Genomic DNA, 26,169 nt, shown 5'->3' on the forward strand with positions numbered 1-26,169 from the left:
TTAAATTAACGATGAGAAACACATTAAAAAAATTAGCAATACTGGCGTTAGGTTTTAGCTTTTCTGCAGCTTTTGCACAGGAAACACCGAAAGAAGAAGACTTTTTCAGGATAAATAAAGTACGCGTGCCCGAAGGCCCGATATTAGAAGTGGGCGGACTGGTGACCATGCCAAATGGCGATCTGGCCATCTCCACCAGAAGAGGTGAGGTTTTTATTGTTGAAAATCCTACAAGCGCCAGGCCCTACTGGCGCAGGTTTGCCTATGGCCTGCATGAAATTTTGGGTATCGCGTACAAAAACGGCGCACTATATGTTGCCCAACGTGGCGAGTTAACCAAACTAATCGACAAAGATCAGGATGGCAAAGCCGACGTTTATGAAACAGTTTACGCCTGGCCTTTGAGCGGTCACTATCACGAATATAGCTTTGGCCCCAAATTAATGCCCGACGGGACATTTATGGTTACCGGCAACGTAGCTTTTGGCGATGAAGAATGGTGGCGTGCAGAAAGTCGCGTACCCATGCGCGGGTGGGCAATGAACATTACCGAAGATGGTAAAATGATGCCTTATGCTGCGGGATTTCGTTCGCCTGCAGGAATTGGAACAATAGACGGACAGTTTTATTTCACCGAAAATCAGGGCGATTGGGTAGGCTCAGGGGGTTTATGGAAAGTGAATAAAGGCGATTTTATGGGCCATCCGGCAAGTTTAAGGTGGACGAACATCCCTAACTCTCCCGTCAAACTTCAATCAGATTTCTTTTATTCGAAAATGGACGAGAGAAGGATCAAAAATGATGAAGGCAGGTATATTAAACCAGAGAACAGGGTGAACGAAACTTTTAAAACGCTGTTCGATATGAAAAAAACCTTTCCGGAGTTAAAATTGCCATCAGTTTGGTTGCCTTATGGTATTCTCGGAATATCTTCCGCAGAACCGGTTAAAATTCCAGTCAATACCTTCGGCCCGTTTGAAGGCCAGATTTTAGTTGGTGATCAGGGAATGAGTATCATTTCGAGGATTTTCATGGAAACGGTCAAAGGCGAAGAACAAGGGGCAGCCTTCCTCTTCCGCAAGGGTTTCCGTTCAGGTGTACTGAGGTTGGCCTGGGGAACAGATGGTTCTTTATTTGTGGGTGAAACCAATCGTGGCTGGGGATCAGCAGGAGATGCAAATGAAGGTTTGGAAAGGTTAGTCTACAATAACAAAACACCTTTCGAAATGAAAGCCGTAAGGGCAATGCCTGATGGTTTTGAAATTGAATTTACCATGCCGGTCGACCGTAAATCAGCTGAAGACCTGGCATCATACAATGCAGAAAGCTTCATCTATAAATATCAGCCTGTTTATGGCTCACCTCCTGTAAATACAGAAAAATTAAAAATATCAGGGGTTAAGGTTTCTGCCGATGGTTTAAAAGCCAGGATTATTGTTCCCAATCTGCGTCAGTATTATATCCATACGCTAACGCTCGATGGAATCAGATCGCAGCAAGGATTTTATTCTTTGATTCATCCGGTAGCTTATTACACGCTGAATCAGATTCCGGATGGAAATAAACTATCATTAAGCGAAGTAAGCAGGAGAAATTCTGAAGTTGCGGCGGCAACACCAGTTAAAAAAACGGCTATACCAAAACCAGGGGCTGGTAAAATGCCTGAATCAAAAGGAGCCCCAGCAGCAGCCAAACCCGCTGCTGCAATTCCCGCTAAAGTCCCTACATTTAAAGAAGTGGAAGGTTTGTTAACCAAAAATACCTGCCTGGCCTGCCACAACCAAACTAAACGACAGATCGGTCCGCCGTTTGTTGAAATCGCAAAACGTAAATATTCAGCCGAAAAAATTTTCCAGCTTATTCATAACCCACAGCCTCAAAACTGGCCTGGCTATTCAACCGAAATGCCACCAATGCCTCAGGTTACCAAAGCCGAAGCACTGAAAATTGCAGCCTGGATCAATTCACTGAATAAATAAGGCTACTAGTTAAAGCGGCTGGTGCTGCCACCAGCCGCTTTATTTACATAAATTATAATCTATAAATGAAGAAAGTTACACTGCTGATCAACTTTTTCCTGTTAGCCACTTTTGCTTTGTATGCACAGCAGAACAACATTTCAGGAACAGTTAAAGCAAATGAAAGTACAGTAATTGCCGGTGCAACAGTGCAGGTGTTAAATACCAGTCTGGTAACCAAAACAGATGAGGAAGGATATTTCGAGATAAAAAATGTGAGGCAGGGAAAAATAAGCCTGATGGTATCCGCCATGGGTTTTGCCACGGAAATTAAAGTGCTTGCAGGCGGTGATAAAATCCACATTATGTTAAAGAATAAATACAATGCTTTGGATGATGTAACAGTTTCGGCACAAAAAAGGGAGGAGCGTTTACTGGAGATACCAATAGCTATAACGGCTTTTTCAGCATCAAAAGTTAACGATTTCCGCATTCAAAATTTAAAGGACCTGGCAACAGTCGTTCCCAATCTATACAGCAGTAATCCTGGAGACGGCAGAAATGTAACCAGTATTCGCGGGATAGGTACCACATCTTATGATCCGGCAGTAGCCACCTATATAGATGGCGTAAATCAATTCGGGTTGGATACTTACATCGCATCCTTATTCGATGTAGAACGTATTGAAGTTTTACGTGGCCCGCAGGGAACATTGTATGGCAGAAATGCAATGGGAGGGGTAATTAACATCATTACGAAACAACCAGGAAATTCCACCACAGGTTTCGCAGGCGTTGATATAGGTAATTTTGGTCAGCAACGCTATAGTGCTGGTATCCGAACAGCACTGGTTAAAAATAAACTGTTTTTTGGTGCTGCCGGTCTTTTCAACAAACAGGATGGTTTTTATACCAATGAATTTAATAACAGTAGCTTTGATAAGCTTAAGGGATATCTTGGCAATTATTACCTGAAGTTCTTAGCAACAGCTAACTTTGCACTAACGCTAAACGTGAAGCATAATGAAAACAGAAACAACGGAACCTTTCCTTTGGCTGGTTCAGTTGAGGAAGCTCTGAATAATCCTTTTAAACTGAATCAGAATTCGGTAGCCGAGATGGCCGACAATCTGTTCAATGCATTTTTATCCGGAAATTATTCAGGCAACGATTTCAACTTTACCTTTCAAACCGCCTACCAGTCAAATTATCGCTATTATAAACAACCTATCGACGGTGATTTTTCACCCCTGGATATGGTTTCCATTGTAAACAATTATGGGAACGACTGGAATAAAGTCCAGGTTTTTACTCAGGAAATTAAATTCGGTTCACCGCCAAACCGGTTATCTAAACTTAAATGGCTTGCAGGATTATACAGCTTCTATCAGAAAAATCCGGTTAAGCAAGGTACTTATTTCGGTGCCAACGGCGATTTGTATGGCGCAGTACCCAATACAACAGCCGTAAATGTGAACAATGGAAAGGGTTTGGGATGGGCTGCTTTTGGTCAGCTTTCTTATGCCATCACTGATCGTCTGGAAGCAACCGCCGGATTGAGGTACGATTATGAACACAAGAAAGTCAGTGCAAGTGGTGAGTATCTTATTCCTGGCTACGAACCAATAATTACACAGGCTGATACTATCGGGAAAGCTAATTTTAATGCCCTGTCGCCAAAGATAAGCTTAGCCTATAAACTTGCTGATGAGAATAGTGTTTATGCATCTTATAGCCGTGGTTATAGGGCCGGAGGGATTACCCAGCTAGCTTCCGATCCTACAGCTAAGCCGCTCGATGCTTACAAGCCAGAGTATAGTAACAACTTTGAAATAGGTTCAAAAAACACCTTTTTAAACCAGCGTTTAAGTGTGAATTTCGCCGCGTTTTACGTGAATGTTACAGATGCACAGGTTCCGGTTTTGGTATTGCCAGATGCATTAACCAGTACACGAAATGCAGGCAAATTAAGCAGTAAAGGACTGGAATTTGAACTTGCTGCCATCCCGGTAAAAGGTTTGAGTGTCGATTATAATTTCGGATACACACACGCCAAATACGAAACTTCATTACCAGACAATGGAACGGAAACCATTGGATTAAATGGTAAAAGACAGATTTACACGCCTGAAACAACCTCGATGCTCGCGTTGCAGTACGGCCATAGGGTCGATCAAAGCTCAGGGTTAAATGCCTTTGCCCGGGGTGAATGGTTATTTACCGGAAATCAGTTTTTTGATTTAAGTAACCAGATTCAGCAAAAAGGCTTTAACGTGTATAATGCTAAAATTGGTTTAACTCAAAAAAGATTTGATTTATTTCTCTGGGGAAGAAACCTTGCCAACAAAACATATATCGATTATGCATATGATTTTGGGGCAGCTCACTTAGGGAATCCAAAGACCTATGGAGTAAGCTTAACAGGCAAATTCTAATCAACCTTAAAAAGAAATGGGGATTCCACTAGTGCAGAATCCCCATCATCTAAATTAACGCTCTCATAAACATAAACGCTGTAAAACCTAATTATTGTGCTGCTGGTTATTTTTTTTCTTTTTTTCTGATGATCATTCGCTCTTCACTTATTTTAGCTTTAATTTTACTTTATGGCTTCAATAGATCTAACCCTTCAAAATGCTGAAAAATTAGCTGCCGCACTCGCTGCGGTAAAATTCGTTAATGATGGCGATATTGTTGGCCTGGGCACCGGGTCTACCGCTACCATTGCAATTGAGCAACTCGGAAAAAAGGTAAAGGAAGGTCTAAAAATTAAAGCCGTAGCCAGTTCGGTCCGAACAGAACAGTTGGCAAAGTCATTCGGGATTGAAGTTCTCGATCCGGGAAGCTTAAGTTCAATTGACATTAGTATCGACGGGGCAGACGAATTCACAGAATCTCTAGATCTGATAAAAGGTGGAGGAGGAGCTTTGTTTCGGGAAAAGATTATGGCTACCCTCAGTAAAAACACCATCATCGTTACTGATGCTTCCAAGAAAGTGAAAAAATTAGGCGCATTTACCGTACCAGTGGAAGTGATCCCGCTCGCTTATCAGTACGTTTACAATGAAATTTTAAAACTCGGCGGAAAAGGTGTTTTAAGAAAAGCAGCCTCAAAACAATACATTACCGATAATGGAAATTATATTATTGATGCAGACTTTGGATTTATTGAAAACCCTGGCGAGTTAAATTTTTCTTTAAACCAGATTAATGGTGTGCTAACGAGTGGACTGTTCGTTGGGATTACGTCTAAAGTAATCATGAGCCAGGGTAACGACATCATTATTTTTGAATGATAGCATCTGGGGCTGTGAATCTTTCACCGGTGAAATCAATTCACTCACCGATAAAATAAAGTTACTCAGGGAAGAACCATTCTTTAGCCTTTGTTTTCGTGATACATTTGAATATAAAAACAAACGGTCATGGAAAATTTCATCAAAAACAATCAGTCAGATAAACAATTAGGTTTAGGTATTTTAATCGTAGTCATCGGCTCCGTATTCTTATTGAGAAATTCAGGATTAGCGATCCCTCACTGGATTTTAAGCTGGCATACGATTATGTTAGGCGCAGGAATCTGGTTAGGCTACCGCAAAAACTTTCAGGGAAGCGGTTGGCTGGCATTAACCATCATCGGCGGAATTTTCACATTCAAAGATTTGGTGTTTTTTGATTTCTCAAGAGTTACAGGCGCAGTGGCATTGATAGCCGTGGGATTATATCTGATCTTGAAGCCTAAGAAGATGACCGCCTTTGATCAGTATAAAGCAGAAAAGACAGCAGACTTTTCAGACTTAAATAAATAAAATCCGCACCTCCATCATATATACAAAAAGGGATATTTTTTAAGAGATATCCCTTTTTTCTATGTAAAAAAGAAACGGGGATTCCGCCTTTTGGCAGCATCCCCGTCATCTAAATTAACGCTCTCATATACATAAACGCTAAAAACCAGATTTATTATACGCAGGCTCATTTTTTTTCAAAACTTGGCGAACCAGAACCCCGGTTCCCGTATTCAATCGGTGTTAACGATCAGCGGACCTGAAAACTCAAACGATTCAATTGTTAAAAATAGTTAAAACTAAAAAGACCGTTCATTTAAGATATTTTGAGTGGCAAATAATGTTAACTTTGGTTTTAAAGAACAACCAAACATCCTTAAATGAAAAAAAGTATTTTAATTATAGTTGCATTGCTATTTACAACCACTGCATTTTCTCAGAATGTAGTTCAACTATTCAATGGCGCAAACGATTTTTTTAAGTTTTTGCAAGATGGTAAGTATACCGAAGCACACGCTTTTTTTGACGATACCTTGAAATCCAAGCTTTCTGAAGATGCCCTCAAAAAACTATGGGGCGATATCGGTGAAAAATTTGGTAAGGCCGAATCCCTCGATGCCATCCAGAGTAAGGCCCAGGGTGAATTTTTTGCTGTGACTGTTGAAGGGCATTTCGAAAAAGGTGATCAGAATTTTATCCTTGGTTTTAATAAAGCACAAAAAATCGTCGGTATATATCTCGGTCAGGTGAAAAAAGCCAATGCTTACATTAAACCCGCTTACGTAGATACCAGCTCGTATACAGAAAAGTCTACTTACATAGGCCCGCCTAAAAGGCAGCTCGCTGCAATTATCACTTCACCGAAAAACACCAAAAACTTTCCTATAGTGGTATTTGTGCACGGTTCGGGCCCGGGTGATATGGATGAAACTGTGGGTGCAAACAAACCATTTAAAGATATCGCCGCCGGTTTAGCGTCTAAAGGCATCGGATCCATCAGGTACGTTAAACGTACGCTGGTTTACCCAAATGAATTTGCAACGCCTTATACAGTAAAGGAAGAAGTTCTTGACGACGCCACGGCAGCAATAGCATTGGCAAGAACTGTGGTAGGGGCCGATCCTAAGAATATATTTGTTTTTGGACATAGCCTTGGTGGAATGCTAGCACCAAGAATGGCCTTAACATCTCCTGACCTTGCAGGATTAATATTAGCTGCTGCGCCTGCAAGAAAGCTGACTGATATCATCATAGATCAGAATAAATACATGTTTGAGTTATCTGGTGATACAACAACGGTGATGAAGCAACAACTTGCTGCTGCCGTTACCGAGATCAATAAAAGCAGAATTTCGCAACTCGGCACAACGATTAAGCCTGATTCTGTAATATTGGGCTTGCCGGCAAAATACTGGGCAGATCTTAATGCCTATAATCAGGTTACCATGGCAAAGGGTTTGGTAAAACAACGGATCTTTGTGGTTCAGGGTGGTAATGATTTCCAGGTGAGTAAAACAGACTATGATCTTTGGAATTCGGCATTAAGCCAGAAGAAGAACGTAAAACTGAAATTTTATCCTGATCTGAATCACCTTCTCAGCCCGCAAATGGTAAAAGGTACTACAAATCAATACCAGCTCCCTGTAAGCGTTTCAGAAACTTTGGTCGATGATGTAGCTGCATGGATAAAAGGTAAATAATCCATAAATTTCCTGGTAGAGAGGGTGGCCATTGTTTTGGCCACCCTCTTTTTCGTTTAGTATATCCCCCTTTGATTTCGAGTGAATTTCGTAGTTAAGTCACTGTTCAGTCGGGCTTTGGTCGGGGATTGGTCGGGCTTGTGACAATTGTAGCCGACCAAAGTGCGACCAAAGTGTATACAAACTGTTACGGAACCTCGAACCAGGTAAACTGGATACTTCCAAAACAATTAGAGATATAGGGGGTTTAAAAGAAGGATACTAAACAATCGATATGGCAAAGCAGAAGATAACATTTAAGGGAATTTGGGGTGTATTAAAAGCATCGTTTACAGGTTTTTCTGATCATAAGGTTACCAAGCTCAGTGGCTCGCTTGCTTATTATACTGTATTTTCTATGGCGCCACTACTGGTGGTGATCATTTCCCTTTGTGGCATCTTTTTAGGACGCGAAATTGCCGAAGGGCAGGTATATGCCCAACTTGAAGGTTTTTTAGGGCGTGAGTCTGCAACATCCTTGCAGGAGCTTATCAAAAATGCCTACCTGGAAGATAAAAGCACCATTGCCCTGGTTATAGGAATTGTAACTTTGCTCATCGGATCTACCACGATTTTTGGCGATATTCAGGATTCAATTAATACCATCTGGGGGCTAAAACCAAAGCCTAAGCGCGGATGGGTTAAGCTTCTTCAAAATCGTTTTCTCTCGTTCTCCGTAATCATTAGTTTAGGTTTTGTGCTACTGGTTTCCTTAGCTGTTACTGCCGTTTTAGATACCTTTAGTAAGAACCTACAGCTTAGATTCGCAGAGGTTTCAGTCGTTGTCTTCTATATCATCAATCAGGTGGTTACCCTTGCGGTCATATCTTTGATTTTTGGGGTAATATTTAAAGTACTTCCGGATGCCATCATTAAATGGAAAGACGTTGCCCTGGGTGCGATCGTTACTGCAGTGCTTTTTATGATTGGTAAATTTGCAATATCCATATATATCGGACAAAGCGATGTAGGCGGCACTTACGGGGCTACAGGTTCACTTGTAGTCGTTTTATTATGGACCTACTATTCGTCGATTATTCTATACTTTGGAGCTGAGTTTACAAAGGCCTACGCCGTTGCTTACGGCTCAGAAATTTACCCTTCACATTATGCCGTTGTTACCAAAGAGGTGGAAGTAGAATCCGGTTCCGCATCTATCCAGGATAATCACCCGGAAATTAAAGAAACCGTAAAAGAAGCAGAGAAATAAGTCGTTATTCGCCCCAGGCAGTTACAATCAATCTGCGGTTACCACCATTATTACGGTGCTCACACAAGTATACGCCTTGCCAGGTGCCTAGTGCCAATCTTCCATCACGGATAGGTATAGTTACTGAACTTCCTAAAATGGATGATTTTAAATGTGCGGGCATATCGTCTGATCCTTCATAATCATGTTCATAAGCCGGATCGTTTTCTTTAACTGTTTTATTAAAAAACATCTCGAAATCCATCCGAACCGTTGGGTCGGCATTTTCATTTATGGTTAATGAAGCAGAAGTATGCTGGATAAAAACCTGGCAAATACCGGTTTCAATTTCCTCAATTTGGGGTAACGCTATCTCGATGTCGTCGGTGATGAGGTGAAAACCCCGTCGCTTTGCTCTTAATGTAAGTGCCTGTTGGAATATTTTCATGTTACTTTAAAAACTCTACGTTCCAGATCTTTTCCGCTTTCCGGCCAATTAGCCAAAACGAGGCAGCCAGAACAGAAAAGAACAGTGCTTTGTGCCAGCTATCCCAAAAATACTCGAAATAACGAGTGTAAAGATTGATGAATAAAAATGTAATACCAAACTCGCGGGCAATATCGTCATGGTATTTCAACCCGAAAACAGTGCTGATTACACATATAGTAGCAGAGATTAATGCCCAGTAAAATAAACTCAGCTGCCTCACCGTGTACCACTCCTCCAGACTCGCAAAATTCCCGAAAACAGATAGCGCCCACAGTGATAGGAAGAGGTATACCATTCCGGCAATATAGGTGACCTGAAAGAAGTGCTTTGTTTTAGGAATTACCTTCATACCGAACGATGCTGCTGTCAAAACAGCTCCAAATACAACAAATCTTAACGGGTAATTCATACCCAGGAAGTAGTAGTTCCAGCGGCTTAAGTAGCCGGTTTCAGTCCCAAACCAGGCACCCAGTGAGATCAGCGCAAAAATCCAGATCAGCCTCGAGTTGAAAACATAGGCTAGCCCGCCATAAATGAAAACAGAGATAAGGATCAGGATGGAAAAATTTCCGGATCCATTATCAAAGGCTTTTCCAAAATAGGCGATCGCATTTGCAGTTAAAAGTATTGCAGAAAAAATGATGGCTTCATTACTAAACTTCAAATGTGAAAGCTTTTTCTTTCTGCGGAATCCCAGAATGTATAGCCATCCTGCAATTATACCGGAAACAATTGCAATCACGATATTAGGGGTGTTGTAAACACGCTTCAGGTAATCCAGAATGGAGTTGTCTATTAAAAGGGATCCTAATGCTATAAATCCGCAGGCCAGGGCAACCCAGAAAGCATACTGCGCCAAACGTAGCCAATCGAAATTTTTGGCTTCATAGCTTTTGCGAAGTTTGTTGCCTGTTTCTTCGTTAATTAAGCCGTCATTTTGCCACTGCTCAATCATGTCATCAAGAAACTCACTCTTTTCTCTGTCAACTTTCATAGTTTGGGTTGTATACGAAGATATAAAAAATGAGAAGGATCTTTATATCACCTCCTTTATCTTCTTATTATTTCCTACAATCCAGATCACATCTCCATTGTCGAATATAAAATCTGAGGACGGGTTTAAGATTTTGTCGGTTCCGCGTTCAATGCCTACAATCAGGGCCTGTGCCTTTTCCCTTATCCCTGCATTTCTGATACTCAGGCCATAAACGGGAGATTCTGTGTTAACTACCACTTTTTGTAAGGTCATCTCCTTGTCCGGGAAACTCTTTTCCTGCTCGGTTTCGGGAATATCAACCTCCAGAATAGATTTTACAGCGGCCAGCTGGTCATCTGCACCGATTAGCAAAAGTTTATCATTGGGATATAATCGCTCATCACGTCCAGGGGTAGGAATGTTATTTCGCCCACGTTCAATCATCGCAATATTTACACCATACTTTTCCCGGATCATTAAACTGGCCAGTGTCTTTCCAACAACTTCCGATTCAGGCGATACTGTTAATTCTGCCAGGTGGGTATCCCAGGGTAAAATGGCAGGCTTTTGATTCTCGCGGGCATTCAGGTTCAGCATGAACCGCTTTTCCAGCTTATCATAGAAAGACTGCAGTCTCCGGGCAAAAATGATCATCCCTAATACAATTAAGCCCAGTGCAATTCCTGCAGCAACCCAGGTATCGAAAAATTCGTACATCAGAAATCCAACAAAGAAAATTCCCAGCGCAATCCTGAATACCTCAATGGCAATCAGCGGACCTCGGGTATACTTTTTGTTTAACCAAAGATGCGAGTAGGCTGTTCTCTGGATTCTGCGGATAGACAGTGCCCATAAAAATGGAGACATCAGAATAAATGATACCACAACACTGATGATAATTGAGGTCAGACTGTTGGCAATATTTTTAACGATGAACGGCTGTACATACCGGTAAGCCAGAAAGATGATGGCAATGATAATGACGGAGTGTATAATCGTGTTGAAAATATAGGAGCGCAAAAGAATTTTCCAGTCGCTTAATGTTGTAATGCCTGCAGTACTTGAACTGTACCTTTCTATGCCATCTAACCATCGCTGTGGTAGTTTCCGCTTAAGAAGCTGATAAAAGGGCTCAGATAGCTTAATCAGGTATGGCGTGGTGAAAGTAGTAATGGCCGCTGCTGCAACTGCTATGGGATAAAGGAAATCGCTGGTAACTTTTAACGTTAAACCCAGAGAGGCAATAATGAATGAGAATTCACCAATCTGAGCCAGACTCATACCCGATTGCACAGATGTTTTTAAAGGCTGCCCGGATAGTAATGCGCCTAGAATTGTAAACAGTATTTTTCCAACGATGATCACAAAGGTAGAGATAAGAATTGGAACAGCATACTTCACCAGCATCGATGGGTCGATCAGCATGCCTACAGAAACAAAGAAAACTGCGGCAAATAAATCCTTTACCGATTTGGTAAGGTGTTCTATTCGTTCTGCTTGCGTCGTTTCTGCCAGGATAGAACCCATAATAAAGGCACCAAGGGCAGGCGAGAAGCCTACCTTATCTGCCAGCAAAACCATCACCAGGCAAAGTGCCAGCGACACCACCAGCATGGTTTCATCATTCATTAATTTTTTGGTCGCTTTCAGGAAGGATGGGATTAAAAATATTCCCCCTAAAAACCAGAGTACAAGGAAGAATGCCAGCTTCAGGATGGATAAAAGCATCTCTGTACCTGCCGATTGCTGACTTACAGCGAGGGTTGAAAAGAGTACCAGTATTAAAATGGCAACCAGATCTTCAACAATCAAAACCCCGAAAACAAGTCCGGCAAACTTTTTATGTTTCAAACCAAGTTCTTCGAAGGCCTTAATCGTTATCATGGTCGATGAAATTGATAATATCCCACCAAAAAACAGGCTATCCATACTCGACCAACCCATTGCCCTTCCTACGAGATAACCAGCAAGGATGATAAAAACCACTTTTACAATTGCTGTAATTGAAGCAGAACCACCAACTTTGACCAGCTTTTTGAAACTAAACTCCAGCCCCAGACTGAAAAGAAGGAAAATCACACCTATTTCTCCCCAGATGTTAATACTTTTTGTATCGGTAACGGAAGGGAAAAAACTGAGGTGGGAGCCAACCAATAGCCCGGCTAAAATGTAGCCCAGAACCAGGGGTTGCTTTATCTTTTTAAATATAAGTGTGGTAATCCCTGCTGCTGCAAGGATTAACCCTAAATCGGCAATTAAGTCAGGTAAATGCATCTATAAAAAATTGGTAATAGTAAAATATACAAAATGTATAGCCTAGGCTATAAAAAGAAATCCAGAACTGCCCGCATCTCTGCGGTATCATCTGTTACTTACCAGAAAATGTGTTTCAAATAAAGTTGTTTAAACAGGCAGCAGTAGTTAAGCCTTAACCTTTTTATCCTGGCTTTTTTATCGGGGATACTTATTTTCAGTAGGCAACAGTAGAATAATACCAGCAATAAAAATGTGCTGCAAAAGGTTTTGACTAGTGGACTGGAAATAAAATCCCTTTGCAGGCTTTCACTTTCCTGGCCAAAATCTGAAAGAAATTTCGTTTGTTTTTTGCCGGATATACAACTGATTTTGAAACTTTTTTCAGAGGCAATATCATTTTTCCGCTGCGAAGAATGGCAAGCAAAACTAACAGAGAATATAGTAAAAATGATGATGTAAAAAAGCCTCATTGCCGCTAATATAACGAAAATAAGGCTTTTTTGAAAGGGAAAACACCAATAAAGCTGTTTATAGAATAGATTGAAAGTATTTCAGGGTGGCTTCTTTATCTTTTTGAAGTTGTACGGTAAGGGCCTCTAATCCGGTAAACTTTACATCGTGACGTAAAAACTTTAAGAAATTCATTTTGATATCCTGGCCATATATTTCCTGATCAAAATTAAAGATATTGACCTCGATGTTGCGTGTCATTCCATTTATGGTTGGTCGCTGACCGATGTAGGCCATCCCTTGATAAGTCCGAATACCGGAATCTGTGGTATGGTTTTCAGGTGCCAGTTCCTGATCGGTTTCAAACGCAGGGTCCATGTCTACAGTGACGGCATAAATACCATCACCAGGAATCAGTTTATAAGTTTCCTCCACGAAGATGTTTGCTGTTGGGAAACCGATTGTCCTTCCTATTTTATCACCTTTAATAACTCTTCCGAAAATGGAAAACGGGTAACCCAGATAATCTGAAGCCAAGCCAACATCGCCAGCCAGAAGTGCTTCTCTTATTTTAGTAGAACTCACCGCTACATCGTGAATGTCCTGTTCCATAATTTCTTCCACAGTAAAGCCATAATGAAGTCCGGCAGCTTTTAAATCCGACAGGTTTCCTGAACGGTCCTTTCCAAAACGATGATCGTAGCCAATAATAATATGCCTGGTACCAATGTTCTCTACCAGTGTATTGCTGATGTAGTCGTCAGGCAGTTGATTAGAGAAATCGCGTGTAAATGGGGTGATGATCAGATGATCTACACCCAGTGCTTTTAAGATTTCAGCTTTTTCATTGATGGTGTTGATCATTTTCAAATCCTGATTTTCAGGGTCTATAATCATTCTGGGGTGTGGAAAAAAGGTTAAGATTACACTTTCCCCTCCATCTTGTTTAGCTTTTTCTACAAGCTGTTTGATAATTTTCTGGTGACCAAAATGCACCCCGTCGAAGGTGCCTATAGTAACAACGGCGTTTTCTAATTTCGAAAATTCTGAAAGATGATTATATATTTTCAAGTGACAGGGTATTAATGTAATGCGTGGCGTTTAACCACGCCGCCTTTTAAATCAGCAATTTGTTGTTGTATCACAAAAGCATCTGCATCTATCTGCCTGATAGCAGTTTGGAGCTTGCTCATTTCAAGTTTGGTCACTACGGTAAATATGATGTCGATATCTTTCTTCTCCCCGTAGCCACCTTCGCCTTTGTAAATGGTAACTCCCCGTTTCATTTCTCTGATGATAAAGTCTTTTATGGCTTCCTGATGTTCGGAGATGATGGTTACACCTGTATATTGCTCAATACCATTCACAATGAAATCGATGGTGTAGGAGGCGGAAAGGTAAGTAAGTATGGCATAAAGTGCTGTTTCGATGTTTAGGAAATATGCAGCAAATGCAAAAATAATGATATTTAAAATTAGGATAATGTTACCCACGGTGAGTATACTGTTTTTGCTGATGTACAGTGCCAATACCTCGGTTCCATCAATCACGCAACCACCGCGCATCGCCAGTCCAATTCCACCGCCTAAAAACAAACCACCAAAAAAGGCGATGAGTAACTTATCGTGGGTAATGGGTTGAAAGGGTAAAATAACCAACGCTACGGAAAGCGCGGCAATGGCTACCGCAGTCCTTAGTGCAAAGCCTTTACCGATTTGCCTGAATCCCAGAATTACGAAAGGGATATTGATAATCGCTATGAGATACGAAAGGTTCCAGCCTGTAAGTGTACTTACCAGAAGTGAAATTCCTGTAACACCGCCATCAATGAAATGACTGGGCATTAAAAAACTTTTTAAACCAAAACAAGCAGAAGTTACCCCGCAAACAATAAGAAATATTTCTTTGATTAAACGGCTGTTCTTGTTTTTCAGGTAGTTCATGCTTCACTTTGTGATTTAGCTTCTTCTTTCTTGCTACGAATATAATTAACAAGCTCTAAAACCTCAAACGAATTAGCGAGCAAAAAGTTTCCGCTTCTGGTTCTGGTCAGTTTAGAAAGATAAGCACCACTATTCAATGCCTTACCAAAATCTGATACCAGCGAACGGATATATGTTCCTTTACTACAAACGATTCTGAAATCAATCTCTGGGAGTTCAATTCTGGTGATTTCAAATTCAGGAACGGTTACGAAGCGTTTACGAAGTTCAACTTCTTCTCCTAAACGGGCCTTAACATATAGTCGCTCGCCATTTATTTTTACCGCAGAATGAGCAGGAGGGTACTGTTCAATATCTCCGGTAAATTGGGCAGTAGCGGCATAGATCTGATCATTTGAAACCTGGCTGATGTCGAAAGTTTCATCTACTTCCGTCTCCATATCGAATGATGGGGTAGTAGCCCCCAAAATCATGGTGCCGGTATATTCCTTTTCTTCTGCCTGAAAGGTATCTATTTGCTTGGTGAGCTTTCCTGTACAGATAATGAGTAAGCCTGTTGCAAGCGGATCAAGCGTACCCGCGTGACCTACTTTAAGTTTTAAAGGCTTTAACGAATTGCGGATTTTTCCAACCACATCAAATGATGTCCATTTATAGGGCTTGTTAATCAGCAGCAATTCACCTTCTGCAAAGTTGAAATCTTTAAATTTTGAATTTTCTGTACTCACAAATCTTTTTTGTGCAAAGATACAGATTATATAATTTGTAAGTTATGGCCGCTTAATAATAAGATGATGATGATTAGTCCTGCTGCGATTCTATACCATCCGAAGGCTTTAAATCCATGTTTGTTGAGAAAACCAATGAAGCTTTTAATCGCCAACAATGCAACAACAAAAGCCACTATATTACCAATAACCAAAAGGTTAACCTGTTCGTGGGTAATGGCATTACCTTCCTTATAGAAATCGTAAAGTTTTTTTGCAGTTGCGGCAAACATGGTTGGTACCGCTAAAAAGAATGAGAATTCGGCAGCCACCTTTCTGCTTAATTTCTGGCTCATACCGCCAACAATGGTAGCGCCGGAACGGGATACTCCCGGAATCATCGCAATACATTGAAATAAACCAATTTTTAGTGCAGTCAGGTAACTTACATTTTCCTCTTCATCTATTGTAGGTTGATTAAACCACTTATCAACAAATAATAGTATAATTCCTCCAACCAGGAGCGATACGCCAACGGCTAAGGGACTTTCCAAAAGCTCATCAATCTTTTTGCTTAACAGTAATCCGAAAACTGCTGCAGGAACAAATGCAACGAGTAGTTTGATGTAAAAATTTATCGTCTTAAAAAATCTTTTAAAATATAAAACCACCACCGATAAGATGGCCCCGAGCTGGATAGCGACGGTAAAAAGTTTAACGAAAGGATCACTGGCTATGCCCATAAAGGAAGAACCTATAATCATGTGCCCAGTGCTTGACACTGGTAAAAATTCAGTTAAGCCCTCGATAATAGCAAGGATTAACGCTTCAAAATAATTCATATTTTTTAATGGTAAATAGCAAAAACGCCCGGTTGTAAATCAGGCGTTTCCAAAGATAATCCTTTACGGAAAAATTATTTTTTTAGAATGGCATAAACTCCAAAGGCAAAACCGGAAAGGACCACCAGGGGCGCCAGTAATGTTCTTCTAAAATCGTAAATGTCGCCAGTTGTGCCCATCATCAGGATGAATCCAACAGCTACAATAGCTATGCTGATTAATAACAACTGATAGTTTTTTTTGGTGAAAACCAATTCACTTTTAACGTCCTTTGCAACCGGACTTGTTTTCTTTTCTAATGCCATTATCTGTATAGATGATAAGATTTTAAACGTAAATATCTGCTTACCGCGAACCAGGTACTGATGCCTGTAATAAAAATGCCAATGATGATCAGGCTGATAAATACAAATCCAAATTCTTTGTAATTATTCAGAATAATAATTTCAGGAACTTCTTTACGCGCATAAATTAATGTAGCCAGCAAAATAATGATCGCAATAAAGGCTGCAATTAAACCATGTAATGCGGCATACAGTAAGAAAGGACGTCGGATAAAATTTTTCGTTGCACCAACAAGCTGCATACTTTTAATTAAAAAACGCTGAGAGTAAATGGCTAAGCGTATAGTGTTGTTTATCAGTGCAATGGATATAATCAAAAGTAGCGCTGCAAATGCCAGAATAATCAGGCTGATGGTGCTGATGTTCTTGTTTACCATGTCAATCAGGGAACTTTGATAAACCACTTCCTTAACAACAGGATTTTTAGAAATGCTTGCTTTCAGCGCATCGATACTTTTATTATTCGCATATTCTGCTTTCAGGTACACATCGAAAGTAGATGTCAAAGGGTTATATCCTAAAAAGTTAACAAAATCTTCGCCTAAATCCTGAGTCAGGTTTCTTGCTGCAAGTTCCTTATTTACGTATTGTGTTTGTTTAACGGCAGGGTTGTTATTCAACTCTTTTTGAAAAGCTAAAACATCCGTTTCTTTCGCGCCCTCATCAACAATGATATTTAAAACGATATTTTCCTTCACATAGTTGGAAAGGTTTTTGGCGTGTACAAGCACCAAACCAAGCAGACCCAGCATTAACAAAACCAATGCAATACTGATAATAGTAGAAATATATACGGTTTTGGTTTTTTTAGATGCGTCACTTACCTCAAATTCTTCCATGTATTTCATTTTTGTTTCTGCGAAAATATAAATTATACCTGATAAACTCCAATAATCATCCAGCTTAAATGGTCTTTAACGTAAGATGTAAACAATTAGTTTAGTGTGGAAATTGTTTTGGAAAATCTGTCTTTTGTAAAAATACGGTACGAAATTTGTTAAAACGCCGTTAATGATGATATCCTATAACTAAAATTTACTATGAAAAAACGAATTACATTACTGAGCCTTCTTTTTTTAGTCGCGACGACAATTATTTCATGCAAAAAAGATACAACTTCATTGAAAGCCCGTATGATGGGCAAATGGATGATCAGTAAAATCGAAACCACAGGCTACACTGCTGCTGAAACACTTAATGACCCAACAAAAATAAATGGAACTGTGACATATGGATCAACTGCAGATTATATCGACTTCAAATCTAATAACGATGATCAGGTGGAATTGAGTTTGAAAGGAAACCGTACTATCGGTACTTATACCATCACTTATGAGGATCAGTTTACTATGGATCTGAACGACGGACTAAACTATGCTGCGGTAAACAGCATTACCACTACGCAGTTTCAGTTTACCTCAACCATCAATAACCGCATTAAAAAGGTATACTACCTGACTAAATAAAATTACTATTTCAATAATTGACAAACGCCATTGGTTAATTACCAATGGCGCTTTTTTTTATATGTTTCACTAAAACCCCTTAATTTCCGTAATTTCGCTGCTTTAAAAAAATATAACCTGCAATGGATTACCAATTCAAAGAAATAGAGCAAAAGTGGCAGAAGTTTTGGGCCGACAATCAAACATTTAAAGCCGAAAGTAATTCTGAAAAACCAAAATATTATGTATTAGACATGTTTCCTTATCCATCAGGCGCAGGTTTACATGTTGGTCATCCACTGGGTTATATTGCATCCGATATTTTTTCGAGATATAAACGTCTTAAGGGATTCAATGTTCTGCATCCAATGGGATATGATTCCTTCGGTTTACCTGCAGAGCAATATGCTATTCAAACCGGGCAGCATCCGGCTATTACTACTGAGGCTAACATTGCAACATACCGCCGCCAGTTGGATCAGATTGGTTTTTCTTTCGACTGGAGCCGTGAAGTGCGTACCAGTGAGTCATCTTATTACAAATGGACTCAATGGATTTTCATGCAATTATTTAATTCCTGGTATAATATAGAAAACGACAGGGCAGAAGACATTACCACCTTAATTGAGAAATTTAACGCATCTGGTACGGCAGATGTTAAGGCGGTTTGCGATGAGGATGTGAAATCTTTTCTTCCAAGTGATTGGGCAACTTTTTCTGATGAGGAAAAACAGGTAGAATTATTGAAATACCGGATGACTTACCTTCGGGAAAGTACCGTAAACTGGTGTCCTGCCTTAGGAACAGTACTGGCAAATGATGAGGTAAAGGATGGTTTTTCTGAACGTGGTGGATTTCCGGTTGAACAGAAGAAAATGATGCAGTGGAGCATGAGAATTACTGCATATTCCGACAGGCTTTTGCAAGGTTTAGATACCATCGACTGGCCGGAGCCGATTAAGGAAATGCAGCGCAACTGGATAGGTAAAAGTGTTGGTGCGTCAGTTAAGTTTCAGGTAGAAGGAAGCGACAAACAAATTGAAGTGTTCACTACCCGTGTAGATACGATTTTCGGAGTGTCCTATCTTGTATTGGCACCTGAGCACGAATGGGTGGCAGAATTGACTACAACAGAACAAAAGCAGGATATCAGCAATTACATCTCACAAACTAAAAAGAAATCGGAATTAGACCGCATGGCGGATACCAAAACCGTTTCAGGTGCCTTTACAGGTACCTATGTGATTAACCCGGTAAGTGGTGAGCGGGTTCCGTTGTGGATTGCTGATTACGTGCTTGCGGGATATGGAACTGGTGCGGTAATGGGTGTGCCAAGTGGCGACCAGCGCGACTGGTTGTTCGCAACGCATTTCAATTTGCCGATTATCCAGATTCTGGACGGTCAGAAAGACATCGAAATACAGGCTGATCCAACCAAGGAAGGTAGATACATCAATTCCGGGTTCATCAACGGATTGACGTATAAAGAAGCAGTAGATTTTCTGAATAACTGGCTTGAAGTAGAAAAGGTGGGTAAAGCAAAAGTTAACTTCCGTCAGCGGGATGCGATTTTTGGCCGCCAGCGTTACTGGGGAGAGCCCATTCCGGTATACTTTAAAGATGGATTGCCTTATTTGGTGAAAGAGGAGGAATTGCCATTGATACTGCCAGAAATTGATAAATATTTACCTACCGAAACCGGAGAGCCACCTTTAGCAAGAGCTGAAAACTGGGCGCCAAAGGAAGGCGGGACATACGAGCTTAGCACCATGCCGGGCTGGGCCGGCAGTAGCTGGTACTGGTACCGCTATATGGATGCAAACAACAATGCTGAATTTGCTTCTCCGGAAGCTATTGAATATTGGAAAGATGTGGATTTGTATATTGGTGGTTCTGAACACGCAACCGGCCACTTATTATACAGTCGTTTCTGGAATAAATTTTTGAAAGATTTGGGATACACCAAAGAAGAGGAACCTTTCAAAAAACTGATTAATCAGGGAATGATTCAGGGCAGAAGTAATTTCGTTTATAGAATCAATGATGCCGATGGCAAGCCTACAAATACCTATGTTTCCGCGGGTTTAAGGAAAGAATATAAAACATCGGCATTACACGTCGATGTAAATATTGTTGAAAACGATACATTAGACATCAATAAATTTAAAGCATGGAGAGAAGAGTTTGCCACTGCGGAATTTATTCTTGAGGGTGGAAAATACATTTGTGGTGTTGAGGTAGAAAAAATGTCGAAATCAAAGTTTAACGTGGTTAATCCGGATGATTTGATTGAGCGATATGGTGCGGATACCCTTCGTATGTATGAAATGTTTTTAGGGCCGCTGGAGCAAAGCAAACCATGGAATACCAATGGTATTGAGGGGGTGTTTAAGTTTTTGCGTAAATTCTGGCGATTATTCCACAACGAAGCCTGGGAATTCAACGTGTCTGATGCGGAACCTACTAAAGCAGAATTGAAGGCACTGCACAAAATCATTAAAAAAGTGCAGGATGATATTGAGCGTTTCTCATTCAATACATCTGTTTCGAGCTTTATGATCGCGGTGAATGAACTAACAGATTTGAAATGCAATAAACGTAGTATTTTACAGGATATGGTCATTATCCTTTCTCCATATGCGCCACATATTTGCGAGGAACTTTGGGTTCAGCTGGGTAATGAAGCCGGAACTTTATCTTATACAGCCTTCCCTGTTTTCAATCCTGAGCACCTGGTAGAAGATGAGTTCGCATACCCTGTTTCCATCAATGGAAAAATGAAAATGAATTTAAACCTCAGCTTAAACCTGTCTCAACCAGAAGTAGAAGCAATTTTACTTGCTGATGAACACTTTAATAAGTTCCTGGATGGTAAACCAGCCAAGAAAATTATTTTCGTAAAAGGTAAGATTATAAACGTTGTAATTTAATGCTGAGCACAAAAAAACCGGGTTGTATCAACAACCCGGTTTTTGCTATTTACAGCAGATGTTTACTGTTACTGCTTTAGTTTTTATGCTTTCTTAGCTTTACTTCTGTTTCCACCAAACCTTCTGTTGTTGCTGGCATTACGGGGCTTTCCGCTCATGTTTCCATCGCCGCCTCCTTTTCTGCCTCCACCACCGCCTTTCGATTGTGCCTGAGGTTTGCGTTTAACCTGATTTTTTGCCAGCATGCTTTCCCAGGTTAACGGGTAAGGATGGTCATCAACCACAGGTAAAGTAATTTTGATCAGTTTCTGGATATCCAGTAAATATTCATTTTCCTCCGCATCGCAAAAGGAAATAGCTATTCCGTTTGCACCCGCACGACCAGTACGGCCAATCCTGTGTACATAAGATTCAGGAATGTTTGGCAACTCGTAATTGAATACGTGTGATAACTGGTCTATATCAATACCGCGGGCAGCAATATCAGTAGCCACCAGAACACGGATTTTACGGTCTTTAAAATCAGTTAAGGCGCGTTGGCGGGCATTTTGGGATTTATTTCCGTGAATAGCCGCAGCTTTAATACCGGCGTGCGCTAAATCCTTCACAATTCTGTCTGCGCCATGTTTCGTGCGCGTAAATACCAGCGCGGTCTGGATATCTTTATCCTCCAGCAAGTGGATTAAAAGTTTCTTCTTATCCGGCTTATCAACAAAATAAACAGACTGTACAATCGTTTCTGCGGTTGAGGAAATTGGGGTAACCTCAACTTTTGTCGGATTGGAAAGAATGGTATTCGCCAGTTTCTGGATTTCATCTGGCATGGTAGCCGAGAAAAACAAGGTTTGGCGGATAGCGGGTAATTTAGCGACCGTTCTTTTTACATCGTGGATAAATCCCATATCCAGCATCCTGTCTGCTTCATCCAGTACGAAAAGCTCAATCGTATTTAAATTGATAAAGCCCTGGTTCATTAGATCCAGTAAACGCCCCGGGGTGGCTACCAGGATATCGACCCCTTTTTTCAGGGCTTCAACCTGTGAGTGTTGGTTTACTCCACCGAAAATTACCAGGTGACGCAAGTTTAAGTGACGGCCATAGGCTTTAAAGCTTTCTTCGATTTGAATGGCAAGCTCGCGCGTTGGCGTTAAAACCAAAGCCTTAATGTTTTTATTGGCTTTAGTATTAATGTGTTTTTCGTGCAGTAACTGCAACATCGGGATGGCAAAGGCAGCAGTTTTACCCGTTCCTGTTTGCGCGCAACCCAGTAAATCTTTACCTTTTAATATCGTTGGAATGGATTGCTCCTGTATAGGCGTTGGTTGTGTATAACCTTCATTCTCAAGCGCCTTTAATATAGGCTCTATGAGGTTTAATTCTTTGAATAACATGTATTTTTCTTTGTAATATTTATCGAAGAAGCTAGAACAATCAATTGTTGAAGGACTAACTTGCGGAGAGAATATGCCATTTGGAATGGCAAGCCCTTATTCCTGCTTCGGTGCAAAGGTAAGCTTTATTAAGGGAACAAAAAAATATTGTACCGGTTTGCGTGGTATTTGCACATTACAAGCCTTCAAACTGTATAGCCCGGTACAATTTTATTTTTTGTGTAGGATTTTACTATATTATTTTGTAGGTTTAATTTGTAATTGTATTAATCTAACCAAATATACACTTCCTGTTATGAAAAATATTCTACTTAACCTTGTAGGCTTTCTTTCCTGTTTCTTAAATATTTCCCGGATAAATGTACTGTTGTTTAGCAAGCTGAAGCCTCATTCGCTGAGCGGCTGTCCTTGATTTAAGCTAAACCGGAAAAATAAACTGTGGTTGCAGGTTTTGTAACCAGCTCTATTTCCTTAACTAATCAATTAATCTTATGAATCAAAACCAATCTTTTGTTCAGAGGAAACTTTTCCTCTGGCTACTGGCCGTGCTATTTGCGGTCGGTGCCAATGCCCAGACCAAAATCACGGGTAAGGTAATTGCAAGCGACGATAAACAGCCTGTTGTCGGGGCGACTATTAAAATCAAAAACGGGGTGGGGGGAACCAGCACCGATGCAAACGGAAGCTTTACATTGAGTGCGAAATCCAGTGATGTGCTCGTCGTATCTTTCATTGGCTACACCGCTAAAGAAGTAACTGTAGGCAACCAGACCAACCTTGCCATTGTTTTGAATGCAGAGAATAACGATTTAACGGAAATCGTTGTTACCGGTTATTCTTCACAACGCAAAAAGGATTTAACGGGTGCGGTCGCTGTGGTGGATATGGGCTTATTAAAAGCACAACCAGCAGCGAGTGCCGTTGAAGCCTTGCAGGGGAAAGCTACAGGTGTTTCCATCATAAATGATGGTGCCCCAGGATCCACCCCCCAAATCAGGATTCGTGGAACGAGTACCATTAACAATAATGAGCCACTTTACGTGATTGATGGCGTTCCGTTTGAAGGCAAACTTTCCTGGCTCAACCAGAATGATATTGAAAGTTTGCAAGTGCTGAAAGATGCTTCTTCGGCATCAATATATGGCTCGCGGGCAAATAATGGTGTAGTGATCATTACAACCAAAAAAGGAATTTCAGGTGTTCCGAAAATTTCGGTTGATTCATATTATGGCACTCAAGCGCCGCGCAAAGGTAGCTTCCCGGAAATGATGAATCCACAACAATACGCCCAGTATGTTTTTGATAGTTATACCAATGCAGGTAAAGCAATTGCAGCGGGACGTAATTATGGTTCAGGAACAACTCCGGTATTGCCAGAGTACCTGGTTGCGGGTTCAGTTTTGGGACAGGATGTTACTGCCGCAGATGCCGATCCTTCTAAATATAACTATAGCAGAGACCCTTCTTTATTTTACCAGATCACCCGGGCCAATAAAGCAGGAACCAACTGGTTCGATGAGATTACCAAAGCTGCACCGATTCAAAATTATCAGCTGGGTGCTACCGGCGGATCTGATAATGCCACCTACTCCCTTTCGGCTGGTTATCTTAACCAGAAAGGTACAATCGAGTATACTGGCTTTAAACGATATAACTTCAGGTCAAATACAACTGTCAACGCTTTCAATAAACGCGTAAGGTTTGGAGAAAATGCACAGTACAGCTATTCGGAAGGTTACGGTTTTGGAGTAAATCCAAACACACCTGGAAGTTACCAGGATCAGGGTAGTGCACTTGGCTGGGCTTATCGTATACCGACCATTATACCTGTTTACGACATTAATGGAAATTTCGCAGGCAGCCGGGGAAGCCAGCTTGGTAATGCGGAGAATCCACTGGCGGTACTGTACCGGGCTAAAGACAATGTGAATAAGAATAATTTTTTCTTCGGAAATATTTTTGCCGAAGGTGACATTATAAAAGGCCTCGTATTGAGAACAAATTTCGGGATACGGTACGAAAACTATAACGGTTTATCGATGCGTTATCCGAATCTCGAATTTTCCGAAGGAAATAATTCAAATAACCTCAGCGAATACCAGGGTTACAATACAGAGTGGACATGGACAAATACACTAAACTATACCGCTACATTTGCTGAAAAACATCGTTTAACCGTATTAGCCGGTACCGAGGCCATCCGCTCGAGGTCGAGACAACTGAATGCAGCAAGAAATGATTTCTTTTTACTGGGTGATCTTGATTACTACTACCTGAATACAGGTTCTTCGAATATCAGTAATTCCAGTACCGGCTCGATAGGTTCTCTTTTCTCGCTGTTTACAAAGGTAGATTACTCCTTTAACGATCGCTACCTGGCCAGTTTTACGCTCCGTAGAGATGGTTCCTCAAACTTTGGCCCATCAAATAAATATGGATTCTATCCTGCTGGAAGTGTAGCCTGGAGACTTTCTGAGGAAGCCTTTCTGAAAAACGCCAAATGGGTGAGTGATTTGAAACTTCGTGTAGGCTATGGCCAAACCGGAAACCAGCGAATACCACCTTATCAATATATCAACAGATATCAGAGTTCCATCATTAATGCCGCCTATGCAGTTGGCGGAGGAAACACCTTAACCACGGGGGTTTGGCAAAATGCCTATCAAAATGCTGACGTAAAATGGGAATCTTTAAAGGCATTAAATGTTGGTTTGGATTTCACTATTCTTGATGGCAGATTTGATGGATCAATCGATGCGTATAGTAAAAAAACAACAGACATGCTCTATAATCTCCCTCTGCCGGTAAGTGTTGTTGGCGGTGGCAGTGCACCCTTTGTAAATATTGGTGACATGAGTAACAAGGGGATTGAATTTAATGTCGCTTATCATCACGGACGCAAAGCAGATTCACCCTTGAAATTTGATGTAGGTTTAAATTTTTCAAGGAACATCAATAAAATCGACAGACTTGCACCCGGTATCTTTAATCAGGTATATGGTAACTACAGAAGTTTACAAACGAGTGTATTACAGGAAGGAGCAGCTTTCGGTTCTTTCTACGGGTATAAAACGAACGGCATTTATCAAAGTACAGCAGAAGTTCAGGCCGGGCCGTCTTATGCTGGTGCCCGTGTAGGTGGATTACGCTACCTGGATGTTAACGGAGATGGTATCATTGATCCTAAAGACCGAACGATTATTGGCGACCCGAATCCCGACTTTAATTATGGGGTTAACCTCAACGCATCTTATAAAAATTTCGATATCTCGGCATTTATATATGGTGTACAGGGTAATGACATATTCGAGGCGACACGTTATTTCACCGACTTTCCATCGTTTGATGGTGCAAAGAGTACGCGCTTGTTAGATGCATGGAGCCCTACCAACAGGTCCAGTAATATCCCATCTGCCTATGCTGGTGCTTCTGATGTGGAGTTTGCTTCTTCAAGCTATTACATCCAGAATGGCAGTTTCGTGAGGCTTAAAAATGTACAGTTAGGCTACACGATCCCGTCTAAAGTTTTTGGAACAAAATCAGGAATAAGCCGTTTCAGAATTTATGCTTCTGCCAGTAACTTATTTACCATCACAAAATATACCGGCTTAGATCCTGAAGTTACACAAATCACAGATACTTTCACCGCTCCTGGTGTTGATCAGGGCGTATATCCATCGCCGAGACAATTTTTATTAGGTATTAATGTTGGATTTTAATC

At 40.8% G+C, this 26,169-nt stretch carries 19 protein-coding genes; 9 read left to right on the forward strand and 10 right to left on the reverse strand.

What is annotated here, in order from left to right; translation table 11 throughout:
• The first annotated feature begins 11 nt into the window (after positions 1-11).
• From R2Q80_RS12710 to R2Q80_RS12735, 6 genes are all read left to right on the forward strand, one after another.
• The gene (locus R2Q80_RS12710) at positions 12-1,979 is read left to right on the forward strand and encodes a hypothetical protein (protein WP_316799965.1); all 1,968 of its coding nucleotides are present in this window, start codon (positions 12-14) and stop codon (positions 1,977-1,979) included.
• Positions 1,980-2,044: 65 nt separating this feature from the next.
• Positions 2,045-4,393, forward strand: coding sequence for a TonB-dependent receptor (locus tag R2Q80_RS12715; protein WP_316799966.1), 2,349 nt, complete (start codon positions 2,045-2,047; stop codon positions 4,391-4,393).
• A gap of 171 nt (positions 4,394-4,564) precedes the next feature.
• A complete protein-coding gene (gene rpiA / locus R2Q80_RS12720; protein ID WP_316799967.1) occupies positions 4,565-5,254 on the forward strand; it encodes a ribose-5-phosphate isomerase RpiA in 690 nt (229 codons plus the stop codon).
• 129 nt (positions 5,255-5,383) lie between these two features.
• On the forward strand, positions 5,384-5,767 hold the full coding sequence (locus tag R2Q80_RS12725) for a LiaF transmembrane domain-containing protein (RefSeq protein WP_316799968.1): 384 nt from the start codon (positions 5,384-5,386) through the stop codon (positions 5,765-5,767).
• Positions 5,768-6,126: 359 nt separating this feature from the next.
• On the forward strand, positions 6,127-7,446 hold the full coding sequence (locus tag R2Q80_RS12730; RefSeq protein WP_316799969.1) for a DUF3887 domain-containing protein: 1,320 nt from the start codon (positions 6,127-6,129) through the stop codon (positions 7,444-7,446).
• Positions 7,447-7,720: 274 nt separating this feature from the next.
• Entirely contained in the window at positions 7,721-8,695 is a 975-nt protein-coding gene (locus tag R2Q80_RS12735; RefSeq protein ID WP_316799970.1) for a YihY/virulence factor BrkB family protein, read from the forward strand.
• Positions 8,696-8,699: 4 nt separating this feature from the next.
• Here the strand turns inward: R2Q80_RS12735 and R2Q80_RS12740 are convergent, their stop codons facing one another.
• From R2Q80_RS12740 to R2Q80_RS12780, 9 genes are all read right to left on the reverse strand, one after another.
• Positions 8,700-9,122 (reverse strand): secondary thiamine-phosphate synthase enzyme YjbQ, encoded by a 423-nt coding sequence (locus R2Q80_RS12740; RefSeq protein ID WP_316799971.1) that lies wholly within the window; start codon positions 9,120-9,122, stop codon positions 8,700-8,702.
• A 1-nt stretch (position 9,123) separates the two neighbouring features.
• Positions 9,124-10,158 carry a DUF2157 domain-containing protein gene (locus R2Q80_RS12745; protein ID WP_316799972.1) on the reverse strand — a complete coding sequence of 345 codons (1,035 nt, stop codon included), beginning with the start codon at positions 10,156-10,158 and terminating at the stop codon, positions 9,124-9,126.
• 42 nt (positions 10,159-10,200) lie between these two features.
• A complete protein-coding gene (locus R2Q80_RS12750; RefSeq protein WP_316799973.1) occupies positions 10,201-12,414 on the reverse strand; it encodes a cation:proton antiporter in 2,214 nt (737 codons plus the stop codon).
• 510 nt (positions 12,415-12,924) lie between these two features.
• The gene (locus tag R2Q80_RS12755; protein ID WP_316799974.1) at positions 12,925-13,917 is read right to left on the reverse strand and encodes a bifunctional riboflavin kinase/FAD synthetase; all 993 of its coding nucleotides are present in this window, start codon (positions 13,915-13,917) and stop codon (positions 12,925-12,927) included.
• Between the two features lie 11 nt (positions 13,918-13,928).
• On the reverse strand, positions 13,929-14,789 hold the full coding sequence (locus tag R2Q80_RS12760; RefSeq protein ID WP_316799975.1) for a YitT family protein: 861 nt from the start codon (positions 14,787-14,789) through the stop codon (positions 13,929-13,931).
• A complete protein-coding gene (gene truB, locus R2Q80_RS12765) occupies positions 14,786-15,517 on the reverse strand; it encodes a tRNA pseudouridine(55) synthase TruB (RefSeq protein WP_047798685.1) in 732 nt (243 codons plus the stop codon). Before truB ends, R2Q80_RS12760 begins: the two co-directional genes overlap by 4 nt.
• A 26-nt stretch (positions 15,518-15,543) precedes the next feature.
• Positions 15,544-16,338, reverse strand: a complete 795-nt coding sequence (locus R2Q80_RS12770) for an undecaprenyl-diphosphate phosphatase (protein WP_316799976.1) — start codon at positions 16,336-16,338, stop codon at positions 15,544-15,546.
• A gap of 74 nt (positions 16,339-16,412) precedes the next feature.
• A complete protein-coding gene (locus tag R2Q80_RS12775; RefSeq protein ID WP_316799977.1) occupies positions 16,413-16,643 on the reverse strand; it encodes a DUF3098 domain-containing protein in 231 nt (76 codons plus the stop codon).
• The gene (locus tag R2Q80_RS12780; protein ID WP_047799055.1) at positions 16,643-17,521 is read right to left on the reverse strand and encodes a cell division protein FtsX; all 879 of its coding nucleotides are present in this window, start codon (positions 17,519-17,521) and stop codon (positions 16,643-16,645) included. Before R2Q80_RS12780 ends, R2Q80_RS12775 begins: the two co-directional genes overlap by 1 nt.
• Positions 17,522-17,722: 201 nt before the next feature.
• On the opposite strand from R2Q80_RS12780, the gene R2Q80_RS12785 reads away from it, so the two are divergent.
• The gene (locus R2Q80_RS12785; RefSeq protein ID WP_316799978.1) at positions 17,723-18,148 is read left to right on the forward strand and encodes a lipocalin family protein; all 426 of its coding nucleotides are present in this window, start codon (positions 17,723-17,725) and stop codon (positions 18,146-18,148) included.
• Between the two features lie 122 nt (positions 18,149-18,270).
• Positions 18,271-21,057 carry a leucine--tRNA ligase gene (gene leuS, locus R2Q80_RS12790; RefSeq protein ID WP_316799979.1) on the forward strand — a complete coding sequence of 929 codons (2,787 nt, stop codon included), beginning with the start codon at positions 18,271-18,273 and terminating at the stop codon, positions 21,055-21,057.
• A gap of 83 nt (positions 21,058-21,140) precedes the next feature.
• On the opposite strand, the gene R2Q80_RS12795 is transcribed toward leuS, so the two are convergent.
• Positions 21,141-22,448, reverse strand: a complete 1,308-nt coding sequence (locus tag R2Q80_RS12795; protein WP_047798680.1) for a DEAD/DEAH box helicase — start codon at positions 22,446-22,448, stop codon at positions 21,141-21,143.
• Positions 22,449-22,939: 491 nt separating this feature from the next.
• Between R2Q80_RS12795 and R2Q80_RS12800 the strand changes: the two genes are divergently transcribed.
• A complete protein-coding gene (locus tag R2Q80_RS12800; protein WP_316799980.1) occupies positions 22,940-26,167 on the forward strand; it encodes a TonB-dependent receptor in 3,228 nt (1,075 codons plus the stop codon).
• The last annotated feature ends 2 nt before the right edge of the window (positions 26,168-26,169 follow it).

This window comes from Pedobacter frigidisoli (genome assembly GCF_032678525.1).
In the GTDB taxonomy this organism is placed as follows: domain Bacteria; phylum Bacteroidota; class Bacteroidia; order Sphingobacteriales; family Sphingobacteriaceae; genus Pedobacter; species Pedobacter frigidisoli_A.